The organism is Luteolibacter yonseiensis (genome assembly GCF_016595465.1).
Lineage (GTDB): Bacteria > Verrucomicrobiota > Verrucomicrobiia > Verrucomicrobiales > Akkermansiaceae > Luteolibacter > Luteolibacter yonseiensis.
Genome location: NZ_JAENIK010000001.1, coordinates 228,085 through 247,834 on the forward strand (window position 1 = coordinate 228,085; position 19,750 = coordinate 247,834).

Below are 19,750 nucleotides of genomic sequence, written 5' to 3' on the forward strand. Positions count from 1 at the left end.
CGTTCACTGCGGAATCCGCCCGCTGCGGCGGACCGGCATCGTCGCATCCGGATGAATCAATCTTTGACGTGTGGTGTGGGTTCGGCAGGATTCGGTTGTCGATGACTCCCACCTCCCGTCTGCTGTTGCTTTCCTCGTTGTGGCTTTTGCTGGCGGCGGTGGCCTCCGCGCTGCCCGTTCTGACGGGGCCGTGGCTGTGGCTCGGGGTGGCCGGGGCGGCGGTGGTGCTGGTGGACGGAGGCCTGGCCTGGTTGCGGAAACCCTTGGAAATCCGGCGGCGGCTGCCGGGACGCTTCGCGCTTGGCGAGGCCGGCGAGGTCAGGATCACCCTGAGAAACGACAGCCGCTCCGCCGCGAAGCTGGAGATCCATGACGGCATCCCGCAGAAGTCGGCGGCTCCATCGCTGCCTTGGACGGGCGTGGTGCCGGCCAATCGCGAGATCCGGGTGTTTTATCCCGTCACCCTGACGGAACGCGGGATGGTGGTTTTCACCAGGCTTCATGCCCGCCGTTTCTCCCCGCTCGGCTTCTGGACGCGGCGGTCCCTGCACCTGGCGGACGAGCCGGTGAAGGTGTATCCCAACTACGAGCCGGTGATCCGCTTCGCCCTGCTGGCGATGAAGCATCGGGAAAATCCCATGGGAATCGTGCGACGCCCCAGGGCGGGTTCCAGCCGGGACTTCCATCAGCTGCGGGATTACCGGGACGGCGATCCGCTGGGGCAGATCGATTGGAAGGCATCCTCGCGGCGGCAGATGCTGATCAGCCGGGACTATCAGGAGCAGAGGAACCAGTCGGTGGTGTTCCTGCTGGATACCGGACGGCGGATGCGTGCCATGGACGGCGATCTGCCGCAGTTCGACCACGTGTTGAACGCCATCCTGCTCGTCGCGCATGTGGCGTTGAAACAGGGCGACCATGTGGCGGTGAAATCCTTCGGCGGCTCGGACCGCTGGCTGGCACCGGTCAAGGGAGCCCATGCCATGCCGGTCCTCCTCAACCATTTGTATGATTATCAAACCACGGCCGCTCCGAGCGACTTCGCCGGAGCGGTGGAGAAACTGATGGCGCGGCAACGCCGCCGGTCGCTGGTGATCCTGCTGACCAACCTGCGGGGTGAGGACGGCAAGGAGCTGGTGCCCGCCTTGCAGGTTCTGAAATCCAAGCACCTCGTGATGCTGGCGAGCATGCGGGAGCGGGTGGTGGAGGACATCGCAGCCACACCGGTGGAATCGTTCTCCTCTGCGCTTCAGTTCCTTGCGACGGATCGCTACATGCAGGAACGGCGGGAAATCCTCGCCACCCTGGGCTCGCTCGGCGTGCTCACGCTGGACTCCACCGCGCAGGAACTCGCCGTGGCGCTGGCGAACTCCTATTTCGACATCAAGGCGGCGGGCAGGATCTGATCTGAAAAGATCACGCGATCACGGAATGGCAATATCGCCGCCATCTGCCAGGATCTCCTTCGTAAGGGATAGCAACAACAGCCCCCCCCATAGGGCACGCGGGCGTCGGAGTTAAGGGACCGACGCCCGCGTTCATTTTCAGGCCTGTCATCCCGTTTGCGACCGGCGTTGTTGGTCCCTGAACACCTGCCGGAAACGGGGTGTATACGTAAAATGAGGCCTACGCGATCGCGGTATGGCGGAATGTCGAAATCGTGCCACGATATTTCTCGTAAGGGATAGCACAACAACAGCCCCCCAAAGGGCCACCGCGGGCGTCGGAGTTAAGGGACCGACGCCCGTGGTCATTTTCAGCCCCTGACGGCAGGTTTTTCAAGATCTTCACGGTCAGTGGATTGCCTTCGTAGAAGCCGTGACCCGGGTGGCGGTGTTCCGCCGACAGCTTTCGATTTTATAAGTCCTATAGGACCTATCCTTGTCGATATTTCTTCCACCCCTGGATGGTTTCCAGGAACGGCTTCGCGTAGCGCTGGACCTTTGCCTCGCCGATGCCCGGGATGAGCAGGGCCTCCGCCTTGTTGGTGGGTTGGTAGCGGACGAGGGCTTCGAGGGTCTTGTTTCCGAAGACGACGTAGGTGGGGACGTCATCGCGTTTGGCGAGTTTTTCACGGATGTCGCGCAGCATGGAGTAGAGCTGGGCGTCGTAGCCGTGGTCGCGGAGGGCGGGTTCGTTTTTCCCGGCGTTGCTTTCCGGCCAGACGAGCTGGAACTTCGAGGTGCCGCGCATCACCCGGTCGCCGAGCGGGGTGAGGGTGAGCAGGGGGAATTCGCCGGGCACGGTCTGCACGAGTCCGGCGTCCGAGAGGGAGCGCATGAGGGCGTTCAGGTAGCCCGCGCCCTTGTCTTTCAGGATGCCGTAGGTGGAAAGCTGGTCGAGTCTGGCACCGAGGATTTCCTGCGATCGGCTGCCCGCGAGCATCTGGACGATGCGGCCGCGGCCGAATTTGCCTTCCCACCCGGTCGCCGTGCGGCGGGACATCCGTGCGACACCGCTGAGGGCCTTCTTCACGATGATCTCCTCCTCGGCGTCCGGCGGCCGCATGATGCCGGAGCCTTCGTCGCGGCAGACATCGCAGGTGCCGCAGGTGGCGGCGTGCGCCTCGCCGAAGTACATGAGGATCCACTGCTGGCGGCAGATGCGCGAGTAGCACATCTCGACCATGGCCTTGAGTTTCTCGCGGTCGCGGCGGTCCTTTTCCTCGATGGCGGTTTCGTCCAGCCTGAGGTCGCGGGAAAGCACGTCCGGCTTGAGCAGGCGGGTGCCCTTCATGCGCTTGCGCGGGATGTCGAAGCGCTCGATGTAGCCGCTGCGGGCGAGGATCGCCAGCGCGCTGCCGACGGACATGGAGTTTTTCACATCGGAGTTCTCCGCGATCTCCTCAAGCGTGCGGTGGACTTCGAAGTCCTTGTCCGCCTCGTTCTGCAGGTACTGGTAGATGGTGCGGATGGTGGTGGCGTTCGGGTTCGCGCCATCGATGAAAAACTCCTGCGTCCGGGTGTCGGCGTAGTTGAAGAGCATTTCGCAGACGGAGCTCTCCCCGTCCCGGCCGGCGCGCCCGGCTTCCTGATAGTAGGCTTCCACGCTGCCGGGGACCTCGTAGTGGACGACGAACCGCACGTCCGAGCGGTCGATGCCCATGCCGAAGGCGTTGGTGGCCACGGCGACGTCCGCCTTGCGGGTGATGAAGATTTCCTGCGCGCGCTCGCGTTCCTGGTCGCTCATGCCGCCGTGGTAGGCCACGCATTTCACGCCCCAGCTCGCGAGGGTTTCTGAAACGGCGTCCACCTTCTTGCGGGTGGCGCAATAGACGATGCCGGTCTTGTGCGCGGCGATGACCGATCTCATGCGGTCGTCCTTCTGAGCGGCCTTGTCCGTGGGGGTGATGTTCAGCGAGAGGTTCGGCCGGGAAAATCCGCTGACGTGTTCGAACGGGGAACGCAGCGCGAGCACGCTGGAAATGTCGTTCCGGACGATGGGGGTGGCGGTGGCCGTCAGCGCGACACACTGCGGCCTGCCGATTTTTTCCAACGCCCTCCCGAGTCTCAGGTAGTCCGGCCGGAAGTCGTGTCCCCACTGGCTGAGGCAGTGCGCCTCGTCCACGGCGAAAAGGGAGATCTCGATACCGCTGAGGGCGTTGAGGAAGCTTTCCGCCCGGAAGCGTTCCGGGGCCACATAGACGAGCTTCCATTTTCCCGAGCGCATGCCGTCGAGGCGTTCCTTCTGCTCCGGCCAGGAAAGGGTGGAGTTGATCAGAGTCGCCGGGATGTCACGGGCGACGAGTGCGTCCACCTGGTCCTTCATCAGCGCGATGAGCGGGGAGATCACCAGCGTCACGCCGCGGAAACAAAGCGCCGGGATTTGGAAACAAAGCGATTTTCCGCCGCCGGTGGGCATGACGACGAGGCCGTCCTGGCCGCTGGTGATGTCACTGATCACCTCCTCCTGGCCGTCCAGGAATCCGCTGAAGCCGAAATACCGCCGCAGCGCCTCATGGGGCGTCATGACGAGCGTTTTGGAATCGGAGCGGGCAGGGGACATTTCTTCGGGGGGAATGAACGGCATCCGGTGCGCGGTGGTCAACCCCTGCGGCGGGCGAAGTGAAGATTTAGATTTCCGAAATAAATGATCGATGCTATTCATTCCGGCGTGAAATCCCTGCGCTGGCTCCTACCCTTCGGCCTGTTGGCATTCGTTTGCCTCCAGTGCCGTCCCATCGGGCCGCCGCCGGGCAGGCAGGACCGCTACCGGCCGAGCCCGTCGGGCAGCCAGCCGTCCGGCGGCAAATCGGTTTCAGCGATGCTGAGATCGGTGAACCTCAAGACGGATATGGTGAGGAAAGGCACCCATGGCCGGAAGGTCGTGCGCCCCATGACACCCCGCTACATCACCATCCACAGCACCCAGAATTACACGGCGGGGGCGGAAAGGCACTCGGAGGCATTGAAAAACGGGGCGCTGCGCTCGCCGAAGACCCGTTACGGGAACCGCATCGGCTACCTGATCTGGCATTTCACCGTGGACCAGCGCGTGGCCATCCAGCACATGCCGACCAACGAACAGGGCGAGCACGCGGACTTCGGTGGCCCCGGCAACCGGCTTTCCATCGGCATCGAGATGTGTGAGAACCGTGGCAACAGCCGTCTGGCCACCACCGAGCGCACCGCCCGGCTGACCGCCGTGCTGATGAAAAAGAACGGAATTCCCTTGCGCAACGTGGTTCCCCATTATCACTGGCCCCGCCGGGGAAAACACCCGCCGAACAAGAACTGCCCGCATTTCCTCATGGACAACGGCCGCCCCGGCAAGAAGTGGCGCGCCTTCCTCGGACGGGTGAATTATTACTACCAGCAGCTCCAGTGACATGACTTTCCTTCGGGACAACCACGGCAGTCCGGGAAACCGCGACGTGATGCTCGAGCCGGACGTCTTCTATGTCTGCCAGCGCTGCACCGCCTGTTGCAAATGGCCGGGCGACGTCCGTCTGGAGGAGAATGAGATCGCGCCCATCGCGGAATTCCTCGGTCTGGCGGAACAGGACTTCCTCGACACCTTCACCCGCCTGCGCACGAACCGCCAGGGGCTGTCGCTCATCGAGAAGGAGAACCACGAGTGCGTCATGCTGGAGGGGAATGCCTGCCGCATCCACCCGGTGAAGCCGGAGCAGTGCGCGGGATTTCCCAACAAGTGGAACTTTCCCGGCTGGCGGCAGGTCTGCGAGGCCGTTCCGGTGCAGGTTGCGGAGATCCTCACGTGACGACCTTGTGAAGCCGGGGGGGCGTCGCTCGTGGATTCCGCTGCTGATCTTGAGTGGATGCCGGATGACCTGAATCCGCATCATTGGAGACAAAATCGAACGCGCGGGGTTTTTTTGATTTGGAAAAAAGCCTTGAGCGGCAATGAACCGCTGCCTTGGCCCCATCATCGATCGACCTTGATTTTGAAAAAAAGCCCCTACAAGCATGCGATTGCGTTTCTGGCGGTATGTGCTTTGGCAGGCGTGACCTATCACCTGGTACGGCCGGATGAGGGAAAGAGGAATGCTTTGCTTCCGCCAAGCCGGGTTGGGATGAAATCATCGGGCGATCGGGTTGATAACGAGCGCGAAGTCCGCGAGGAAAGATTGAAAACGATCAAGACGCTCAGATTGAAACTGTCTGGAGAAGATCCGGATGAGTTGCTGGCTTCACTGATCGCCCTTCGCGAAACGGGCGGACTCCGAAGGGAGGATATTGAAAAAAAATTAATTTACTCACTGGATGAATTCAGCCCGGCCCAACTTGGCGTGATGGTCGATGCGATCGGGGATGAACCTGAATGCAGCCGCTTGATAAGCGAAGTTGGCCAAGTCGTGTCGGAGTATGAGAACATTGATGACTTGTGTGAGTTCCTAAAGCTTTCCGTGTCGAATCAGAAGCATGCTTATGACGGTGTGATGGAAAAGGTCGGAAAAAGGTCCGCTCTGTTCACGCCGGAAGCCATCGGCCGTTCGCTAGAGCGGATGACGGGATTCGACCTGACCCAACTGGGGATCGGGTTGGAGCAGCGCATGAGACTGACTGATGAAAAGGCGCGGACCGAATCGTTGCGCCTGTATTTCGCCGTGGTTGACAAACCGGCGATAACCGGCCCCCTGACCAGGTCGTGGGTGGAGACCGAACTGGAATCACGGCCGGGATCCGCATCGCAAGTCGTGGACTGGGTTTTGTCACAGAATCCGGAACTGGTTCGATACGCCGATAGGATCACATCAGCCGAGTTGGCAAAAAGAGATACCCGGCAAGCTCTCAGGTTTGTGAACGGTCTGATAGAGTCCGGCCAGAACGACCGGGCTTCACGGGCGGCATTGGCATTTGCCGAGCAATATCGGATCAAGGATCCTGTTGCCGCTTACGAGTGGTCCATGGGGCTGCCTGACACATTTCCGGATAAAAGACAGGCCATAGTCAGTTCTTTTCTGACATTCGCCCGGAGGGATGGTGAGGGTGCCATGAAAATTGCTGGAAATATCGCTGATCCGAAGCTGAAGGAACTGCTTGTGAGGATGCGCCTCGAAGAGATGGAGCGTAAGAAGAAATGATTTGATGGATGACCGGTGAGGATGGGTTGCCTGCCCGTCAAGCTTGAGGAAATTATAGGAGTGATCCTGTTGTGACGCGGTTCTGGGAAATCCGGACATCCGTCGTGTGTCAGGAATTTCCATATATGTGTGTGGAAGTGTTTTAACACGGGTTCCGGAACATTTGCCCATACCAAATGATTTTGAGGAAAGACGTCGGGTCGTCCCGATTCCTCCGCACGGGTCGGGACGTTTTGGAATGGAGACGGTTTGAGCGCGGTTTCGAGGGGGGCTGGTCCGGTCGTGGGTTTCGGGGCGGATGCCGGAGGGATTGAATTCGAAGGATTTGAAACAATTGGAATGGTTGGTTACGTTTTCTAATCCAGAGAAAGGACTTGAGCGGCGATGGAACGCCCCTTAGGCCGTTGTGTGGTTCTTGCTGACAAATGGATCTGTTGAATAAAAATGGGGTTTTAAAAGCGCGGATCTCCTCGCTCCAACCGTTTGTCTGGGTGGCGTTGTTCGCCCTCGCCGTCTATTTGCTCGGAAAGGAATGGGGGGGATTTCATCTGGATGAGCTGGACGACGCGCTGCGGCGCATCGGGCCGTGGCACATTCTGGCAGCCCTGGGGCTGACGGCGGCCAGCCTGCTTTGCAATGCCTCGCTGGATCTCGTCGCGCTGCGCTGGCTTCGGAAAGAGCTGCCGGCGGGCAAGGTGCTGGGGACTGCATTGATCGCCGGATCCTTCAGCATGAATGGAGGCGGCACCATCCTCGGCGGCGGGGCGATCCGCATGCGTTTCTACGGGCAATACGGTCTCGGAGGAGGTGAGATCGCGAAGATCACCGGTTTCCTGATGGTCGCGGGCTGGCTGGGGCACGCGCTGCTGGCGGGGGCGCTGTTATGCGTCTCGCCGCCGGATGTGGGTTGGTTTTCTCCCATGGTGGGACGGGGGATCGGGGTGCTGTTGTTGTTTTCCTGCGGGGGAATCTGCCTGCTGTCGGCCTTCGGCTTCCGGGGGAAACCGGTGCCCTTTCTTCCTCCCTGGCGCTTGCTTTTGGGAGCGATGGTCATCTCGTGCTTCGACTGGTTGTTCGCCGGGCTGACGCTGCGGGTGTTCCTGCCGGAGCAGATCCCGACGGTGTCGTTCCTCGCGGCGACGGCGGTGGGTCAGGCGGTCGGAGCGGCGAGCCATGTGCCGGGCGGAGTGGGGGTGATGGAGCTGTTCATTACAAAGCTCTCGGCAGGCATGGTGACACAGCCGGTCATGGTCGGCGCGCTTCTGACCTACCGGCTGACGTATTATTTCATCCCGTTCGTGTTCGCCGTCGCGGCGGTGGCGGGACGGGAAATCTGGGCGAGGCGGCATTGGGCGAAGGTGACGGTGGACAGCACGGGCATGGCATGGTCCGCCATCGCCCCGCGCCTGGCCGGCATGAGCGCGCTGGCGGGCGGCTTCGTCCTGATGCTTTCGGCGACGACGCCGATGGAGTCGTCACGGCGGGAGCTGTTGGAAAAATTCGTGCCGCTGCCCTTCGTCGAGGCCTCGCACTTCCTGTCGAGCATCGCGGGCACGGTGATGATCATCGTGGCCAGCGGGCTGCTGCGGCGGGTGCGGGCGGCGTGGTGGGTGGCCGTGCTGATGGCGGCGGGAGGCATGGTTTTCTCACTGCTGAAGGGTTTCGATTGGGAGGAGGCGCTGGTGCTGGCGGTTTTCCTGGCGTCGCTGCTGCCGTTCAAAGAAAAATTCCACCGGCATGCGGGCATCTGGACGCGCCGCTTCTCCCTGCAGTGGTGGGCGGTGATTCTCAGCATCATCGGACTGGCGATCTGGTTCGGCTTCTACACCAGCCGGGATGTGGGGTATGAGAACCACCTCTGGTGGGAGTATTCATTCGATGACGACGCCTCCCGCCTGCTGCGCGGCATGGCGGGCAGCGTGTTCATCCTGGTGTCCGTGGCCTTGCTCCAGTACTTCCGCCCCGCGCCGCCGAGGAAACGCGAACCCCAGCCGGAGTTCGGGAAAATCATGGAGATGGTTTCCAACACCGCGCGCTGTGCCAGTTCGCTCGCGCTGGTGGGGGACAAGGAATTCCTCTTCAACTTCGAGCAGAACGCGTTCCTGATGTATGGCGACCAGGGCAGGACCCGTGTCGCGATGGCGGACCCGGTGGGGGATGAGGACAAGTTCGAGGGGCTCTACTGGCGCTTCATGGAGCAGGCGAACGACGAAGGCATGCGCGTCGCATTCTACCAGGTGGGGGCCGCGATGATTCCCGTCTGCGTGGAAATGGGCCTGCGGATCTACAAGCTGGGCGAGGAGGCGATGGTCCCGCTGGACGACTTCGACCTCGCGGGATCGGACTACAAGAAGTTCCGCAAGGTGATGAACCGCATGGAACGCGAGGGGTGGTTGTTTGAAATCTGGCAGCCCGGGGTGGTCGCCGCCCGCCTGGAGGAATTGCGCGCCGTTTCCGACGCATGGCTGTCGCACCACAGCGCGCGGGAGAAGGGGTTTTCACTGGGGCGCTTCGACGACGATTACCTGCGCCGCCTGCCGGTCGCGGTGATTCTGGTGGAGGGGAAGGTGGTCGCGTTCGGAAACATCTGGCCGGGCAACGGCCGGGACGAGCTTTCCACCGATCTCATGCGCCACCTCCCGGACGCGCCGAACGGCGTGATGGACTGCCTGTTCATCAGCCTGATGCTGTGGGGGCGGGAAAAGGGCTACCGCTGGTTCGACCTCGGGATGGCACCGCTCTCCGGCCTGACGGACCACCAGTTCGCGCCGCTCTGGAGCCGTATCGGCGGCCTCATCTACGACAAGGGCGAGGCGTTCTACAACTTCAACGGACTGCGGGCGTGGAAGTGCAAGTTCAATCCCGTGTGGCAGCCGCGCTACCTGGCCATTTCAAAGGCATGGGATCTCCCCGCCGCCATCCTCGACATCACCACGCTCATCGGAAAAGGGCCCGCCCGCCCGCGTGGGGAGACCGTGTCCACCGATTGATCCATCATGAAAACGCCCATCCGAACCATCATCCGGCGCGTGTTTTTCATCGTCCAGATGCTGTTGCTGATCCCGATCGTCTGGTTCATCTGCCATCTCGTCGTTCCAAGGGACTACACCAGCGCGAAGGCGGAGGTGCTGCCGCTGGAGCTGTCGAGCGGACCATTCCAGACATTGTATTACGCGGCGGAGCATCCCAAGGGCATCATCATCGTGGCGACGGGTGACGGCGGTTGGTCCGGCCAGTGGGAGGAACCGGTCGCGCTCCACGCCGCCGCGGCGGGCTATGCGGTCGGCGGATGGGATTGCCGGAAATTCGCCGACACCCGGACTTTCGACCACGCGAAACTGGTGGAGGCGTTCAACGCCGCCGTGGCCGCTGTCAGGAAACGGGCGGGCCTTCCGCCGGACACGCCGGTGTGGTTCACCGGCTGGTCCACCGGCGCGGAGTGGGCGGTGGCGGCGGCCGCGGGTCCGGAGAGGGAGAAACACCTGGTGGGCGTCCTGTCGGCGGCGCCGGGTGACCGCAGCCGCTACGGACTGACGAAAAGCGACCTCCTCGGCATGCAGCCGCAGGGGCCGGACACCTACGCCTTGTCTGACATGGCCGCCGCGTTGCAAGGCGTGAAGCTCGTGCAGTTCGCCGGTGATCTCGATGTGCTGGACGACACGGAATGGATTTCAAAAATGGATCCCCGCACGCCGCACAAGCTCGTGACGCTGCCCGCCACCCCGCACGACATGGGCGGCGCGAACAAGCGCTTCCTCTCCGAATTCGACATGGCGATCCAGTGGACCTTGGACACGTCGCATACCATCGGACAATGACAGGTCCGATAGGTTCGGCAGGTCCCGTCACCCCTTCGATTTTTCGAAGAACTTCTGGTAAAGGAACGACGCGATGAATGCGATCACCGCCACGCCGACCAGCGCGCCGATGCGGAAGATGTTCTGGATGGCCGCGAGATCGTGGAGGAACACCTTCAACAGCGTCACCACCAGCAATCCTACCGCCGCGAAGCGGGCGTGCTCCGAGCCGCTCCGGAACCCGAGTCCCAGCAGGCCGAGCGAGAAGAGCCCCCACGCGATGCTGTAGGTCATGTCACGGGCGAAGTTTCCTCCAAAGTTGAAGGCCACGCAGCGGTCGCCCGGGGCGGTGAAGTAGTCGGCGATCTCGATGTTCAGCAGCAGGAACAACAGGATCCCGCCCAGTGCGAGCAAGGTGCCGCGCGGCTTGAACCGCCGCAGTGGTTCGTGCGGATCAGCCAGCCATGTCGCTCCGAGGAAATGGGCCGCCGCCACCAGGCCGTAGGCATAGAGATGCCAGTTCAGGATGGGCGTGCCGCCACGCGCGTAATCGGTGAACACCACCGGATTGAGCGCGAGCCGGACGAACGAGGTGAGCAACAGCGCCAGCCCGGTGAACTGGAGTCCCGGGTGCGGCACGCGCCGGAACAACCAGAGCAGGAGCGCGCCCTCGATCGCCCAGCTCACCGTGATCCACTGGCGCTCGAACTGGATCGGGAAAACGAGCGTGATGAAAAGCAAGGCCACCCCGCCGAACCACGCGAGCCGGCTTTGCTGGCGGGCATCCATTCCCGGGAACCATTTCCAGATGGCATACATTCCGATGAGGGAAGGCACCGCGAACGCCGCCGGGACGAGTCCCATGAAGTCGTTGGGGAACGACTGTTTCACCAACGAATGGACCAGAAGGAAATGCGCCACTCCGGACAGCGCGGCCGCGATCCATGTTTCGGGGAGATCCGCGCAGCGCTTCCGCAGGATGAACGGCACCAGCAGGAACAGCGAATAAAAGCCCAGGAACCATGCGAGGGGAATGCCCGGCGCAGGGTTTTTGAAATGATTCAAATACCAGATTCCCTCGACCGCGAACGTGCCGGTCAATGCGACCAGCATCAGCTTGCCCTGCTTTCCGGAGATGCCCAGGAACGTGAGCAGTCCGGTCATGAGCAGGGCCACGAGGAAGACCGGAGTGGGCACCGGGACGGGAAGCTTCCCGAGGGCGAGCAGCAGCAGGACGAATGGCAGCACGGCCGCCGTGATGACCACGTCCGGCGTCGCTCCTTCTTCCTTTCCGCGATACAACCATTTTCCGGCGATGGTGAAGAGTGCGGAGAAACCGGTGATCACTCCGAGGAACGGCATCAGCGATGTGATGTCGGCGGGAGCCTTGAACAACCAAGCCCCGGCCACGCCCATGGTCAGCAGAAGGGAAACCAGCACCGGCAAAAGAGCGCCTGACGCGATGGCCAGCACGATGACCAGCAGGTCAGCCATCAGAACCGCCCCCCAGAACAGCGGGGGAACCGCAGGCAGGTGGAAAATGGGGATGAGCATCATCACCAGCACCAGAGGGGCGAACCAGGGGCCGGATCGCTGCGGCAGCATTGCCAGCCGCGCGGGTTGGTAGCGGGCGACCAGCACGGGAACCACCGCGTGCAACGCGCCGAAGACCAGACAAGCTCCGAGCAGCCAATGAAGGTTTTCGTCGGTGAGATGGTATTGGGTCCAACAGGCGAGGTGGAGGAAGCCCAGCAGTGCCGTGATGAATTGAGCGATCCCCAGGGCCGGGCGAGCCAGCACGGTGGCGATGACTCCGAGATGGACGAGCAGCAGGAAGCCATACAAGAGAACCAGCCGTTCCGCGACCGATTCGTGGCCCAGCATGACGAACGAGAACAGCACGGCCACGGCGGACAGTCCGAAAACCGAACAGGCGGCATGGAGGTCCGGTCTGGGCCGCTTGATCCATCCGCCGACCAGAAACAGGGCGATGAATCCCAGTTGGATTCCCATCGGGATCAGAATTAGGTTGTCATGGGCATACCCACCGTATGAGAAGAATTTGACGAACCAACCGATCTGCGTCAGGGCCGTGCCCGCCGCCGCGCACGGAACGAGGAAGTGCCAGCGGTTGTGGCGGGAAACGGCCAGCAGCCCGGCATCCAACAGGGCGATGTAGCCGAAGAGTCCCAGCACCTGGTCCTGTCCGGTCGAGAGCAGCACCGGCGTCATGAAACCGCCCAGCATCCCGAGGACCGCCACCACCAGCGCGTTCAGGCGGACCGAGATGAAAAACGCCGCGCAGGTGATGCAGGCCATCAGGGAGAAGGTCTGGATCGTCCCGAACAACGGGAAGTGATAGATGGCGTGTGCGGCGAAACTCACCCCGTAGAGGATCAGCACGCCCGTCGCGCAAAAGGCCTGCGCCAGCACGCGATAGCGCGGCAGCCGGTGGGTGAATAGCCCGCCTGCCAGCAGTCCGGTTCCGGTGAGGAAGCCAAGGATGATCCGGGTGGAAGGTGAGATCAGATTGTTCTCAAAGGCATACTTCACGAAGAAGATCACGCCGAAGAACATCGCCACGCCGCCAAGCCATGCGAAGAGCTTCACGCCCATGAATTTCTCCAGAGAGAAGGGTTCCGCCGGTTCCTTCGCCACGGCGGGTTCCACCGGGACAGGGGCTTTTTCCGGGACGGCTTTCTCCGGTGGACCGTCATCTCCGTAGTCGATGAGCTTCCGCCGCTTGGCTGCCGTGGGCAGCGGGGGAGGGAGCGGGTGGTGTTCCGCACCGGTTCCGACGTCCGGAAGGGAAACCCTTACGGTCACACGCTCTGGTTCGATGTCCGGCCCACGCCCTGCCAATGGCGGTTCGAACCGGGGAAGGTTTTCCTCGACGCGCGGGATGTCGGATTTGACCGTTCTTCCCTGCGGAATCACCGCCCGCTCCTCCGGTTTGGGAGCACGGCCCCCGAGGTGGGACATCTCGTTTTCCAACTGTCCGATGCGGGCCAGCGCGTCCTGGAGGTCGGTCCGTGCCTGCCTGGCCTCGCTTCTGGCATCGGACGCTCTCGCCAGGGCGACGAAGGGGGCGATGACGAACCAGATCAGAACGAGTACTGCGATGATGATGATGCCTTCCATGGGAATTGCCAGAATACTATCCCGGGAACTTCCACTGGCCACCTGAAATTGATAGTGACAAGGCGGACACACTCCATGGTCCGGCGGCCCGGTGTTAGAGTTCGCCGTGTCAATCGTCTCCCATGTTCATCCGCGGTGGAAAATCCGACCGCGCCGTCATTCGTCGCTGTATCCCACGACGCCCTTGGGAAATCCATTCTTGTGCAACTCCTCCGCACGCCGGATCTGGGTGTCGATTCCGCGATAGAGCTCCGCCGGATCGTAGGGCGTGATTTCCGCCGGACTCATGCCGACTCCCTCGATGCCCTTCCCTCCATTGAAGCGCGCCTTGTTGGAAAAAACGGAGTAATACACGCTGAACAAACCGCTGGGCACCGCGACCTTCGTTTTCTGCGATGACATGCCCGCCGTCGGCGTGTCTCCGATGGTATAGGCGCGGCCACCGTCTTCCTTGAACATGCCCGCGATGGTCTCGCCCGCGGAACGGATCCCCGCGTCATAGATCACCACCATGGGACCGTCGTAGGGATTGGGACCCTGGCTGGTGGCGTTGGCCCATCGTTTGCCAGCGGGAAGGAAGCGGCCCATCACCGCCTCATGATCGCAACCTCCGCCACCGTTCGCCCGCAGGTCGAGGATGAGGCCGGGGACGTTGCCGAGTTCTCCGAGCATCTTGTCGAGTTGTTCGGGGAGCTTGCCGGGGATGTCCCGCAGGTGGATGTAACCGTATCCGTCCGGAGTTTTTCCATAGGACTGCCTTCCCTCGGATTTCAGGTCCTTCGGCGGCACCGCGGGACCAAAAGGCGCGAAGTTCGGGCCTCCCCGGCGGGTGATGGTGATTTTTTCGATCTTGTCCGCATCCGGTGCCTTCACTTCGAACGCGATCTCCGTTCCCTCCCAATCCGCAAGCCCCCAGTGGCAGGCCGAATAGAGTGCCATCTGGTCGGTGGAAAAACCGGAGGTGTCCCGCATTTCCGCCATCTTGCGGTCAAGCCACTGGCGTGCGGGCGTGCCATCGATGGCGACCACTTCCTGCCCGGGCTTGATCCCGGATTCCAGCGATGGGCCGAAGGAGGTCCGCACATAAACCTTGTCTCCCACCACCAGCAGATGGACGCGGGGTCCCGTCCAGCGTCTGCCCTGCGACTCATCCGGCCAAGGCACCTTCACGTCCCGCAGCGAGGCGTGGCCGTCCTTGAGCCGGGCCAGCAGGCGTCCGCAGAGCTTCACGTGCTCGCTGTCGGTTTTCACCGATTTCACCGCCTCGCGGAATTCCGTCTTCACCGCCTCCCAGTCGATCTTCTTGTTTTCGAAAAAGATGCCCGCCCGCTTCGGCAGTTCCTCCAACAGGAACTCCACATCCTTGGCATAGGTGGCGGGATCCGTCCCGCCGGCACGGGCGGCACCCCGGGCGGCCAGCAGGCAGAGGGTGCAAACACCGGTTTTCAAAAATGAGCGGAGTTTCATGACCGGATGGAGGGTGAGGGGTTCACTCCTTGTCGAGGAAGTTGACCAGGAGCTCGCCGCGGTGGTCGGTCGCGGTCGCGTAGTCCTTGCGGATCTCCTCCATCAGCTTCTTCGCTTTCGCGGCGTCGCCCCGCTGCTTCTCCTTCCCGGCCAGCAGGAGCCTCGCCCAGCCTCCCACGGAAGTACCATTGAGATAGTAGCAATCGCTGTATTCCTTGATGGCCATTTCCAGATATTCGCGCGATTCGTCCGGATCACGGGAAAACTGGCCGATGTAACACGCGGCGCAGCCCGCGCGGTTCGACTTCGGATACTTCTCGATGACCTGCTTGAGCAACTCCTGGTTCTCCGGCGTGCGGGGATTCTCGTTCGCCTTCTGGTAGAGCCCCTCCATGGATTCCAGCTCGTCGCCCTTGAGTTTTTTCCCGTCCTTCTGCCAGGCATCGCGGGCCTTGTCCTTGTTTTCCTCCGCCGCCCGTTCGCGCTGGCGTTCGGTCGCCTTGCCCTTGTCGGACGGTTCGTCCTTGGCGGACAGTGGAGCGGTGGCGAGGGCGGGCAACGCCAGCAGGAGCAGCCATTTCGTGTTCATTGTGTTTTTTCAGGGTTGTGGGTTGAACAAAATTCTCAGAGGCCGGCCCGCAGTTCGCGCGCGGCGTCTTCCAGCGGATTTCCCTCGTGGTCGAGATAACCGGCGAAGTCCTTTTCAAGCTCATCCAGCCATTTCCCCGCCTCATCCGTCCTGCCCGCCGCCACCAGATCCTGCGCCAGGATCAGCCGCGCGACCCCGCCCACCGATGTCCCATCGAGATAATAGCAATCGCCCGATTCCGCGATGACCTCCCGCAGCTTCCGCTCGCGGACTGTGCCGGACGCCGCACGGGCGGAGAAAAGCTTCGCGCAGCCGGTCCGGTTCGAGCGCGGGTATCTGGCGGACAACTCCGCATAGACCTCTTCCTTTTCCGCTGTGGTCAGCTTCCTGCGTGCCTCCTGATAGATCGTCTCGATGGCGTTGCGCTGCTCGGCATCATAGACGTTGGCGTCCTCGGCCTGTCTTGCGGAAGCCCGCCGCTGGTTGAGTTCCACGCGTTCCTCGCGGTCGCTTTTCTTTTGCAGCCGTCCTTCGAGATCCGTCACCCGCGCTTCCAACCGCTGGATTTCCCCGTGTGCCGCGACTTCCCCGGCGAACCCGCCACGGAAGCTGGGCAGCAGGAGCAGCAGCGCCAGCAGCACGGCGGCGGTCATGGCCGACGACTGGCGCAGCGGAGCGATGCCCCGCAGCAACCAGCGCATCCGCCAGCGCGCCGTCCGCCCCTCAAGGCTGAGGCCCGGCATCATCGCCCGATTGAACGAAACCCGGGACTGGGCACGCTCCACCAGCGACAGGAATCCGGTGGCGGATTCCTTCGGCAGAATGCCCGTCACCCGCACGGCGGATTCATCGCAGGCACGCTCGCGCAGGGCCGAGGCCGCGATGCCGGCCACCCACACGGCGGGATTGAAAAAACAAAGAAGCGCGCACGCCGCCTGTGCCAGCGAGACGGCCCAGTCGCCATGGCGCAGGTGCGAAACCTCGTGAGCCAGCGTCCACCGGAGCTGTGGCTGGCTGAGTTTTTCCGCAAGGCCGGTGGGAAGGATGACACAAGGCTTGCGCCCGCCCCATGCGGCGGGGGAGGAAAGCTCGTCGCTTTCACGCAGACCTGTTCCGGCGAGATCGAGGCGTGTGACCCAATCGGCATCCAGTCCCAGATCCGCGGCTTCCACCGTCCGGGCGTCCCTGACAAGCCGCCACGTTCTCCATGCGCGCAGGCCTGACAGGCCGGCTCCCACCGCCACGACACCGGACCACATGACGAAGAGCCATCCCTTCGTCCCGATGGAAAACGGCTCATGCCCTTGCTCGGAGGCGGAAACCATCAGAGAGCGTTCGTCCATCATTTCGGGATGATCTGCGGAAACATCCGCCAGGGGTGATGACGTCTCCTTGAAACGGGCGGCATCCCAGCCGGGCATCGCCACCGGAGTGGGGATCAGCGACTTCGCCATCACCAGCAAAAACAACCACATGCCCCAGCGCGCGGGGATCACCTTGCGGAACAACATCCACAGAATCCCGGCGACCAGCAACGCCAGCGTCCCGTCCGCCAGGGCGCCGATCGCCCACACCGACCAAGGATCCGACAGGGAACGGATGGTTTCCGCGATCATGGCTCCTTGTCCCCGGCGGGTGGTTGATCCTCCGCTTCCGCCAGCACCCTCCTCAGCTCCGCCACGTCGTCCACGCCGAGACGGGTTTTCCCGATCATGTAGGCAAGCAGCGGGCCTCCGAGGGAGCCCGGCATCTTGTCGAGCAGGTGATCCGCCGCCTCACGCAGGCTGGCGGACATGCTGGTCTTCGGCTCGTAGAGGAAGCTGTTGCCGATCCGCGTCGCCTTCAACCGCTTCTTCTCCACCAGCCGTGCGAGATAGGTCTTCGTCGTGGTGGCCGCCCAACCGTGGCGCTCCTCCGCGAGCTTTGAAGCATCGCGCGCGGCGCAACGTTTCAACTCCCAGACGATGTTCATCAGGAGCCATTCGTTGTCGGTGAGGGAACTGGAGGATCTGCCGGCCATCGGGAAACTAAATTGATTAGTTGAACGACTACAACATTAGTCATTCTATCCGATGTGGCAAGAAGATTTACGGCGGATTTCCTCCGAGGGCTCTATACGACCTATACGCAGGCCGCTGGAAAACTCACCAGATCTTCACCCGGTCCTCCGGTTTCACGTAAAGCTTGTCACCGGGCTTGATGTCGAAGGCCTCGTACCAGGCGTCGATGTTTCTAACAATGCCATTGACGCGGGCGATGGCCGGGGAATGCGGGTCGGAGTGGATCTGCTTGAGCAGCATCTCGTCGCGGACCTTCTGCCGCCACACCTGCGCCCAGCCAAGGAACACCCGCTGGACGCCCGTGGTGCCGTCGATGACCGGGGCGGGTTGTCCCTTGAGCGATGCCAGGTAGGCGTCGAGGGCGAGGTTCAGTCCGCCCAGATCGCCGATATTCTCGCCCATGGTGAGCTGCCCGTTGATGCGCTGGCCGGGCATGATCTCGATTTCCTCATACTGCTTGCCAAGCCGTTCCGCGCGCTCGGCGAATTTTCCCGCGTCCTCGTCGGTCCACCAGTCCTGGAGGACTCCGTCCCCGTTGGACTTGCGGCCCTGGTCGTCGAAGCCGTGGCTGATCTCATGGCCGATGACCCCGCCGATGCCGCCGTAGTTGATGGCCGGGTCCGCCTTGGGGTCGAAGAACGGCGGCTGGAGGATGGCGGCGGGGAAGACAATCTCGTTCATCGTCGAGTTATAATAGGCGTTCACCGTCTGCGGCGGCATTCCCCATTCCTTGCGGTCCACCGGTTCGTCGAGGCGGTCCAGCTCCTCTTTCCATGAAACAGCCGAGGCCCGGACCACGTTGCCGTAGAGGTCGTCGGGCTTTATTTCCAAGGCGGAGTAGTCCTTCCATTTGTCGGGATAGCCGATCTTCACGGTGAACTTGGCGAGCTTGTCCTGTGCCGCCTTCTTGGTGGCGTCGCCCATCCATTCCAGGCCGTTGATGCGGATGGCCAGGGCGGCCCGCACGTTGTTGACCAGATCCAGCATCTGTTGCTTGGATTCCTCGGGGAAGTAGCGTTTCACGTAGATCCGGCCGACCTCCTCGCCGAGGGTCTTGTTGGTCACATCGACGCCGCGTTTCCAGCGGTCCATCTGCTCGGGTTGTCCGGAAAGGGTCTTGTTGTTGAACTCGAAGCTGGCATCGACAAAAGCCTTCGACAGGAACGGTGCGGACGCGCTGGCCAGCCCGCAGGCGGTCCACGCCTTCAGCAGGTCCAAGGGAGTCTCCGCGAAGATCGCCGCCTTCGCGGGAAAGGCGGTGTTGTCGGTGACGATCACGTTGCCCACCTTGGAAAGTCCCTTGCCACCCAGGAGCTTTGCGAAATCGAATCCCGGAGCATACTCCGCCAGGGCGGAGGGAGTCATGGGGTTGTAGGTCTTGTCGCGGTTCCGCCGCTCGGCGCGCTCCCATGTTTTTTCCGCCAGCCGGGTCTCGAACGCGATGATCTCCTTCGCCGTTGCCGCGGGCTCGGGCCACTCGATCAGGGTCAGCAGTGTGGCGAGATAAGTCTCATACTTGGTGCGGATCGCCGCGAATTCAGGCTTCAGGTAATAGTTCTTGTCCGGCAGCCCGAGTCCGCCGGAACTGACATAAACCGTGTATTTCGCGGGATTCTTCGCATCCGCACCGATTCCCGCCTCGAAAACCCCGCGACCGAAGATCTCCGGCGAGGCCGTGATGGCGACCAGTTCCTCGCGGCTGGCTGCGTTGCGGATCTTCGCCAGGTCTCCGGCGAGTGGCGTGGCTCCGAGTTTTTCGACCGCCGCCTCATCCATGAAGGAGCGGTAGAACTCCCCGATCTTCCGGGTTTCCGCCGTCGGACTCTTGACCGCCTCATCGAGGATCCCCCGGACACGGGCTTCCGAGAGGATCGCCAGCGCGTCGAAGTTGCCGAAGCGGGCGCGATCCGCCGGGATGGTGGTGTTGTCCAGATAGGTTCCGTTCGTGTAGTTGAAAAAGTCGTCGCCGGGCTTCACGGACTCCTTGCGGCCTGCGAGGTCGAATCCCCAGGTGCCGAAGCGTGGGGCTGCCGTGGATTCGCCGGTTTGTGCGACCGCTTCCGATGCGAGGGCGGCGAGTGCGAGCAAGGTCGAGAGGGCGGCGTGGGAAAGGCGGGTGTTCATGATGGTTCGTGCGGGAAAGCGGAAGGCG

At 62.5% G+C, this 19,750-nt stretch carries 13 protein-coding genes; 6 read left to right on the forward strand and 7 right to left on the reverse strand.

Translation table 11 applies throughout. The annotated features are described in order from the left end of the window. The first annotated feature begins 101 nt into the window (after nucleotides 1–101). Nucleotides 102–1,406 carry a DUF58 domain-containing protein gene (locus JIN84_RS00850; protein WP_200349117.1) on the forward strand — a complete coding sequence of 435 codons (1,305 nt, stop codon included), beginning with the start codon at nucleotides 102–104 and terminating at the stop codon, nucleotides 1,404–1,406. A gap of 469 nt (nucleotides 1,407–1,875) precedes the next feature. Here the strand turns inward: JIN84_RS00850 and JIN84_RS00855 are convergent, their stop codons facing one another. Further along, entirely contained in the window at nucleotides 1,876–4,005 is a 2,130-nt protein-coding gene (locus JIN84_RS00855) for a RecQ family ATP-dependent DNA helicase (RefSeq protein WP_200349118.1), read from the reverse strand. 84 nt (nucleotides 4,006–4,089) lie between these two features. On the opposite strand from JIN84_RS00855, the gene JIN84_RS00860 reads away from it, so the two are divergent. The 5 genes from JIN84_RS00860 (at nucleotide 4,090) to JIN84_RS00880 (ending at nucleotide 10,362) form a co-directional block, all read left to right on the forward strand. Then, entirely contained in the window at nucleotides 4,090–4,827 is a 738-nt protein-coding gene (locus JIN84_RS00860; protein ID WP_234043112.1) for a peptidoglycan recognition protein family protein, read from the forward strand. A gap of 1 nt (nucleotide 4,828) precedes the next feature. Then, the gene (locus JIN84_RS00865; protein ID WP_234043113.1) at nucleotides 4,829–5,221 is read left to right on the forward strand and encodes a YkgJ family cysteine cluster protein; all 393 of its coding nucleotides are present in this window, start codon (nucleotides 4,829–4,831) and stop codon (nucleotides 5,219–5,221) included. Nucleotides 5,222–5,278: 57 nt separating this feature from the next. Continuing rightward, the gene (locus tag JIN84_RS00870) at nucleotides 5,279–6,544 is read left to right on the forward strand and encodes a hypothetical protein (protein ID WP_200349119.1); all 1,266 of its coding nucleotides are present in this window, start codon (nucleotides 5,279–5,281) and stop codon (nucleotides 6,542–6,544) included. Between the two features lie 425 nt (nucleotides 6,545–6,969). Then, nucleotides 6,970–9,534 (forward strand): bifunctional lysylphosphatidylglycerol flippase/synthetase MprF, encoded by a 2,565-nt coding sequence (mprF, locus tag JIN84_RS00875; protein WP_200349120.1) that lies wholly within the window; start codon nucleotides 6,970–6,972, stop codon nucleotides 9,532–9,534. Nucleotides 9,535–9,540: 6 nt separating this feature from the next. Further along, complete coding sequence (locus tag JIN84_RS00880) at nucleotides 9,541–10,362, forward strand: hypothetical protein (RefSeq protein WP_200349121.1); 822 nt, start codon at nucleotides 9,541–9,543, stop codon at nucleotides 10,360–10,362. 27 nt (nucleotides 10,363–10,389) lie between these two features. On the opposite strand, the gene JIN84_RS00885 is transcribed toward JIN84_RS00880, so the two are convergent. From JIN84_RS00885 to JIN84_RS00910, 6 genes are all read right to left on the reverse strand, one after another. Beyond that, nucleotides 10,390–13,482, reverse strand: a complete 3,093-nt coding sequence (locus JIN84_RS00885; protein WP_200349122.1) for a DUF2339 domain-containing protein — start codon at nucleotides 13,480–13,482, stop codon at nucleotides 10,390–10,392. A gap of 156 nt (nucleotides 13,483–13,638) precedes the next feature. Continuing rightward, entirely contained in the window at nucleotides 13,639–14,949 is a 1,311-nt protein-coding gene (locus JIN84_RS00890) for a S41 family peptidase (protein WP_200349123.1), read from the reverse strand. Between the two features lie 22 nt (nucleotides 14,950–14,971). Continuing rightward, nucleotides 14,972–15,538, reverse strand: a complete 567-nt coding sequence (locus JIN84_RS00895; protein ID WP_200349124.1) for a tetratricopeptide repeat protein — start codon at nucleotides 15,536–15,538, stop codon at nucleotides 14,972–14,974. A 35-nt stretch (nucleotides 15,539–15,573) separates the two neighbouring features. Next, the gene (locus JIN84_RS00900) at nucleotides 15,574–17,154 is read right to left on the reverse strand and encodes a M56 family metallopeptidase (protein ID WP_200349125.1); all 1,581 of its coding nucleotides are present in this window, start codon (nucleotides 17,152–17,154) and stop codon (nucleotides 15,574–15,576) included. Continuing rightward, nucleotides 17,151–17,558, reverse strand: coding sequence for a BlaI/MecI/CopY family transcriptional regulator (locus JIN84_RS00905; RefSeq protein ID WP_200349126.1), 408 nt, complete (start codon nucleotides 17,556–17,558; stop codon nucleotides 17,151–17,153). Before JIN84_RS00905 ends, JIN84_RS00900 begins: the two co-directional genes overlap by 4 nt. Before the next feature lie 124 nt (nucleotides 17,559–17,682). Beyond that, a complete protein-coding gene (locus tag JIN84_RS00910; RefSeq protein ID WP_200349127.1) occupies nucleotides 17,683–19,722 on the reverse strand; it encodes a M13 family metallopeptidase in 2,040 nt (679 codons plus the stop codon). Nucleotides 19,723–19,750 lie beyond the last annotated feature (28 nt).

Bases quoted from the DNA above. Each gene is read 5' to 3' on its own strand.
- JIN84_RS00850 (WP_200349117.1), top strand. From the start codon at position 102: ATGACTCCCACCTCCCGTCTGCTGTTGCTTTCCTCGTTGTGGCTTTTG.
- JIN84_RS00855 (WP_200349118.1), bottom strand. From the start codon at position 4,005: ATGTCCCCTGCCCGCTCCGATTCCAAAACGCTCGTCATGACGCCCCAT.
- JIN84_RS00860 (WP_234043112.1), top strand. From the start codon at position 4,090: ATGATCGATGCTATTCATTCCGGCGTGAAATCCCTGCGCTGGCTCCTA.
- JIN84_RS00865 (WP_234043113.1), top strand. From the start codon at position 4,829: ATGACTTTCCTTCGGGACAACCACGGCAGTCCGGGAAACCGCGACGTG.
- JIN84_RS00870 (WP_200349119.1), top strand. From the start codon at position 5,279: ATGCCGGATGACCTGAATCCGCATCATTGGAGACAAAATCGAACGCGC.
- mprF (WP_200349120.1), top strand. From the start codon at position 6,970: ATGGATCTGTTGAATAAAAATGGGGTTTTAAAAGCGCGGATCTCCTCG.
- JIN84_RS00880 (WP_200349121.1), top strand. From the start codon at position 9,541: ATGAAAACGCCCATCCGAACCATCATCCGGCGCGTGTTTTTCATCGTC.
- JIN84_RS00885 (WP_200349122.1), bottom strand. From the start codon at position 13,482: ATGGAAGGCATCATCATCATCGCAGTACTCGTTCTGATCTGGTTCGTC.
- JIN84_RS00890 (WP_200349123.1), bottom strand. From the start codon at position 14,949: ATGAAACTCCGCTCATTTTTGAAAACCGGTGTTTGCACCCTCTGCCTG.
- JIN84_RS00895 (WP_200349124.1), bottom strand. From the start codon at position 15,538: ATGAACACGAAATGGCTGCTCCTGCTGGCGTTGCCCGCCCTCGCCACC.
- JIN84_RS00900 (WP_200349125.1), bottom strand. From the start codon at position 17,154: ATGATCGCGGAAACCATCCGTTCCCTGTCGGATCCTTGGTCGGTGTGG.
- JIN84_RS00905 (WP_200349126.1), bottom strand. From the start codon at position 17,558: ATGGCCGGCAGATCCTCCAGTTCCCTCACCGACAACGAATGGCTCCTG.
- JIN84_RS00910 (WP_200349127.1), bottom strand. From the start codon at position 19,722: ATGAACACCCGCCTTTCCCACGCCGCCCTCTCGACCTTGCTCGCACTC.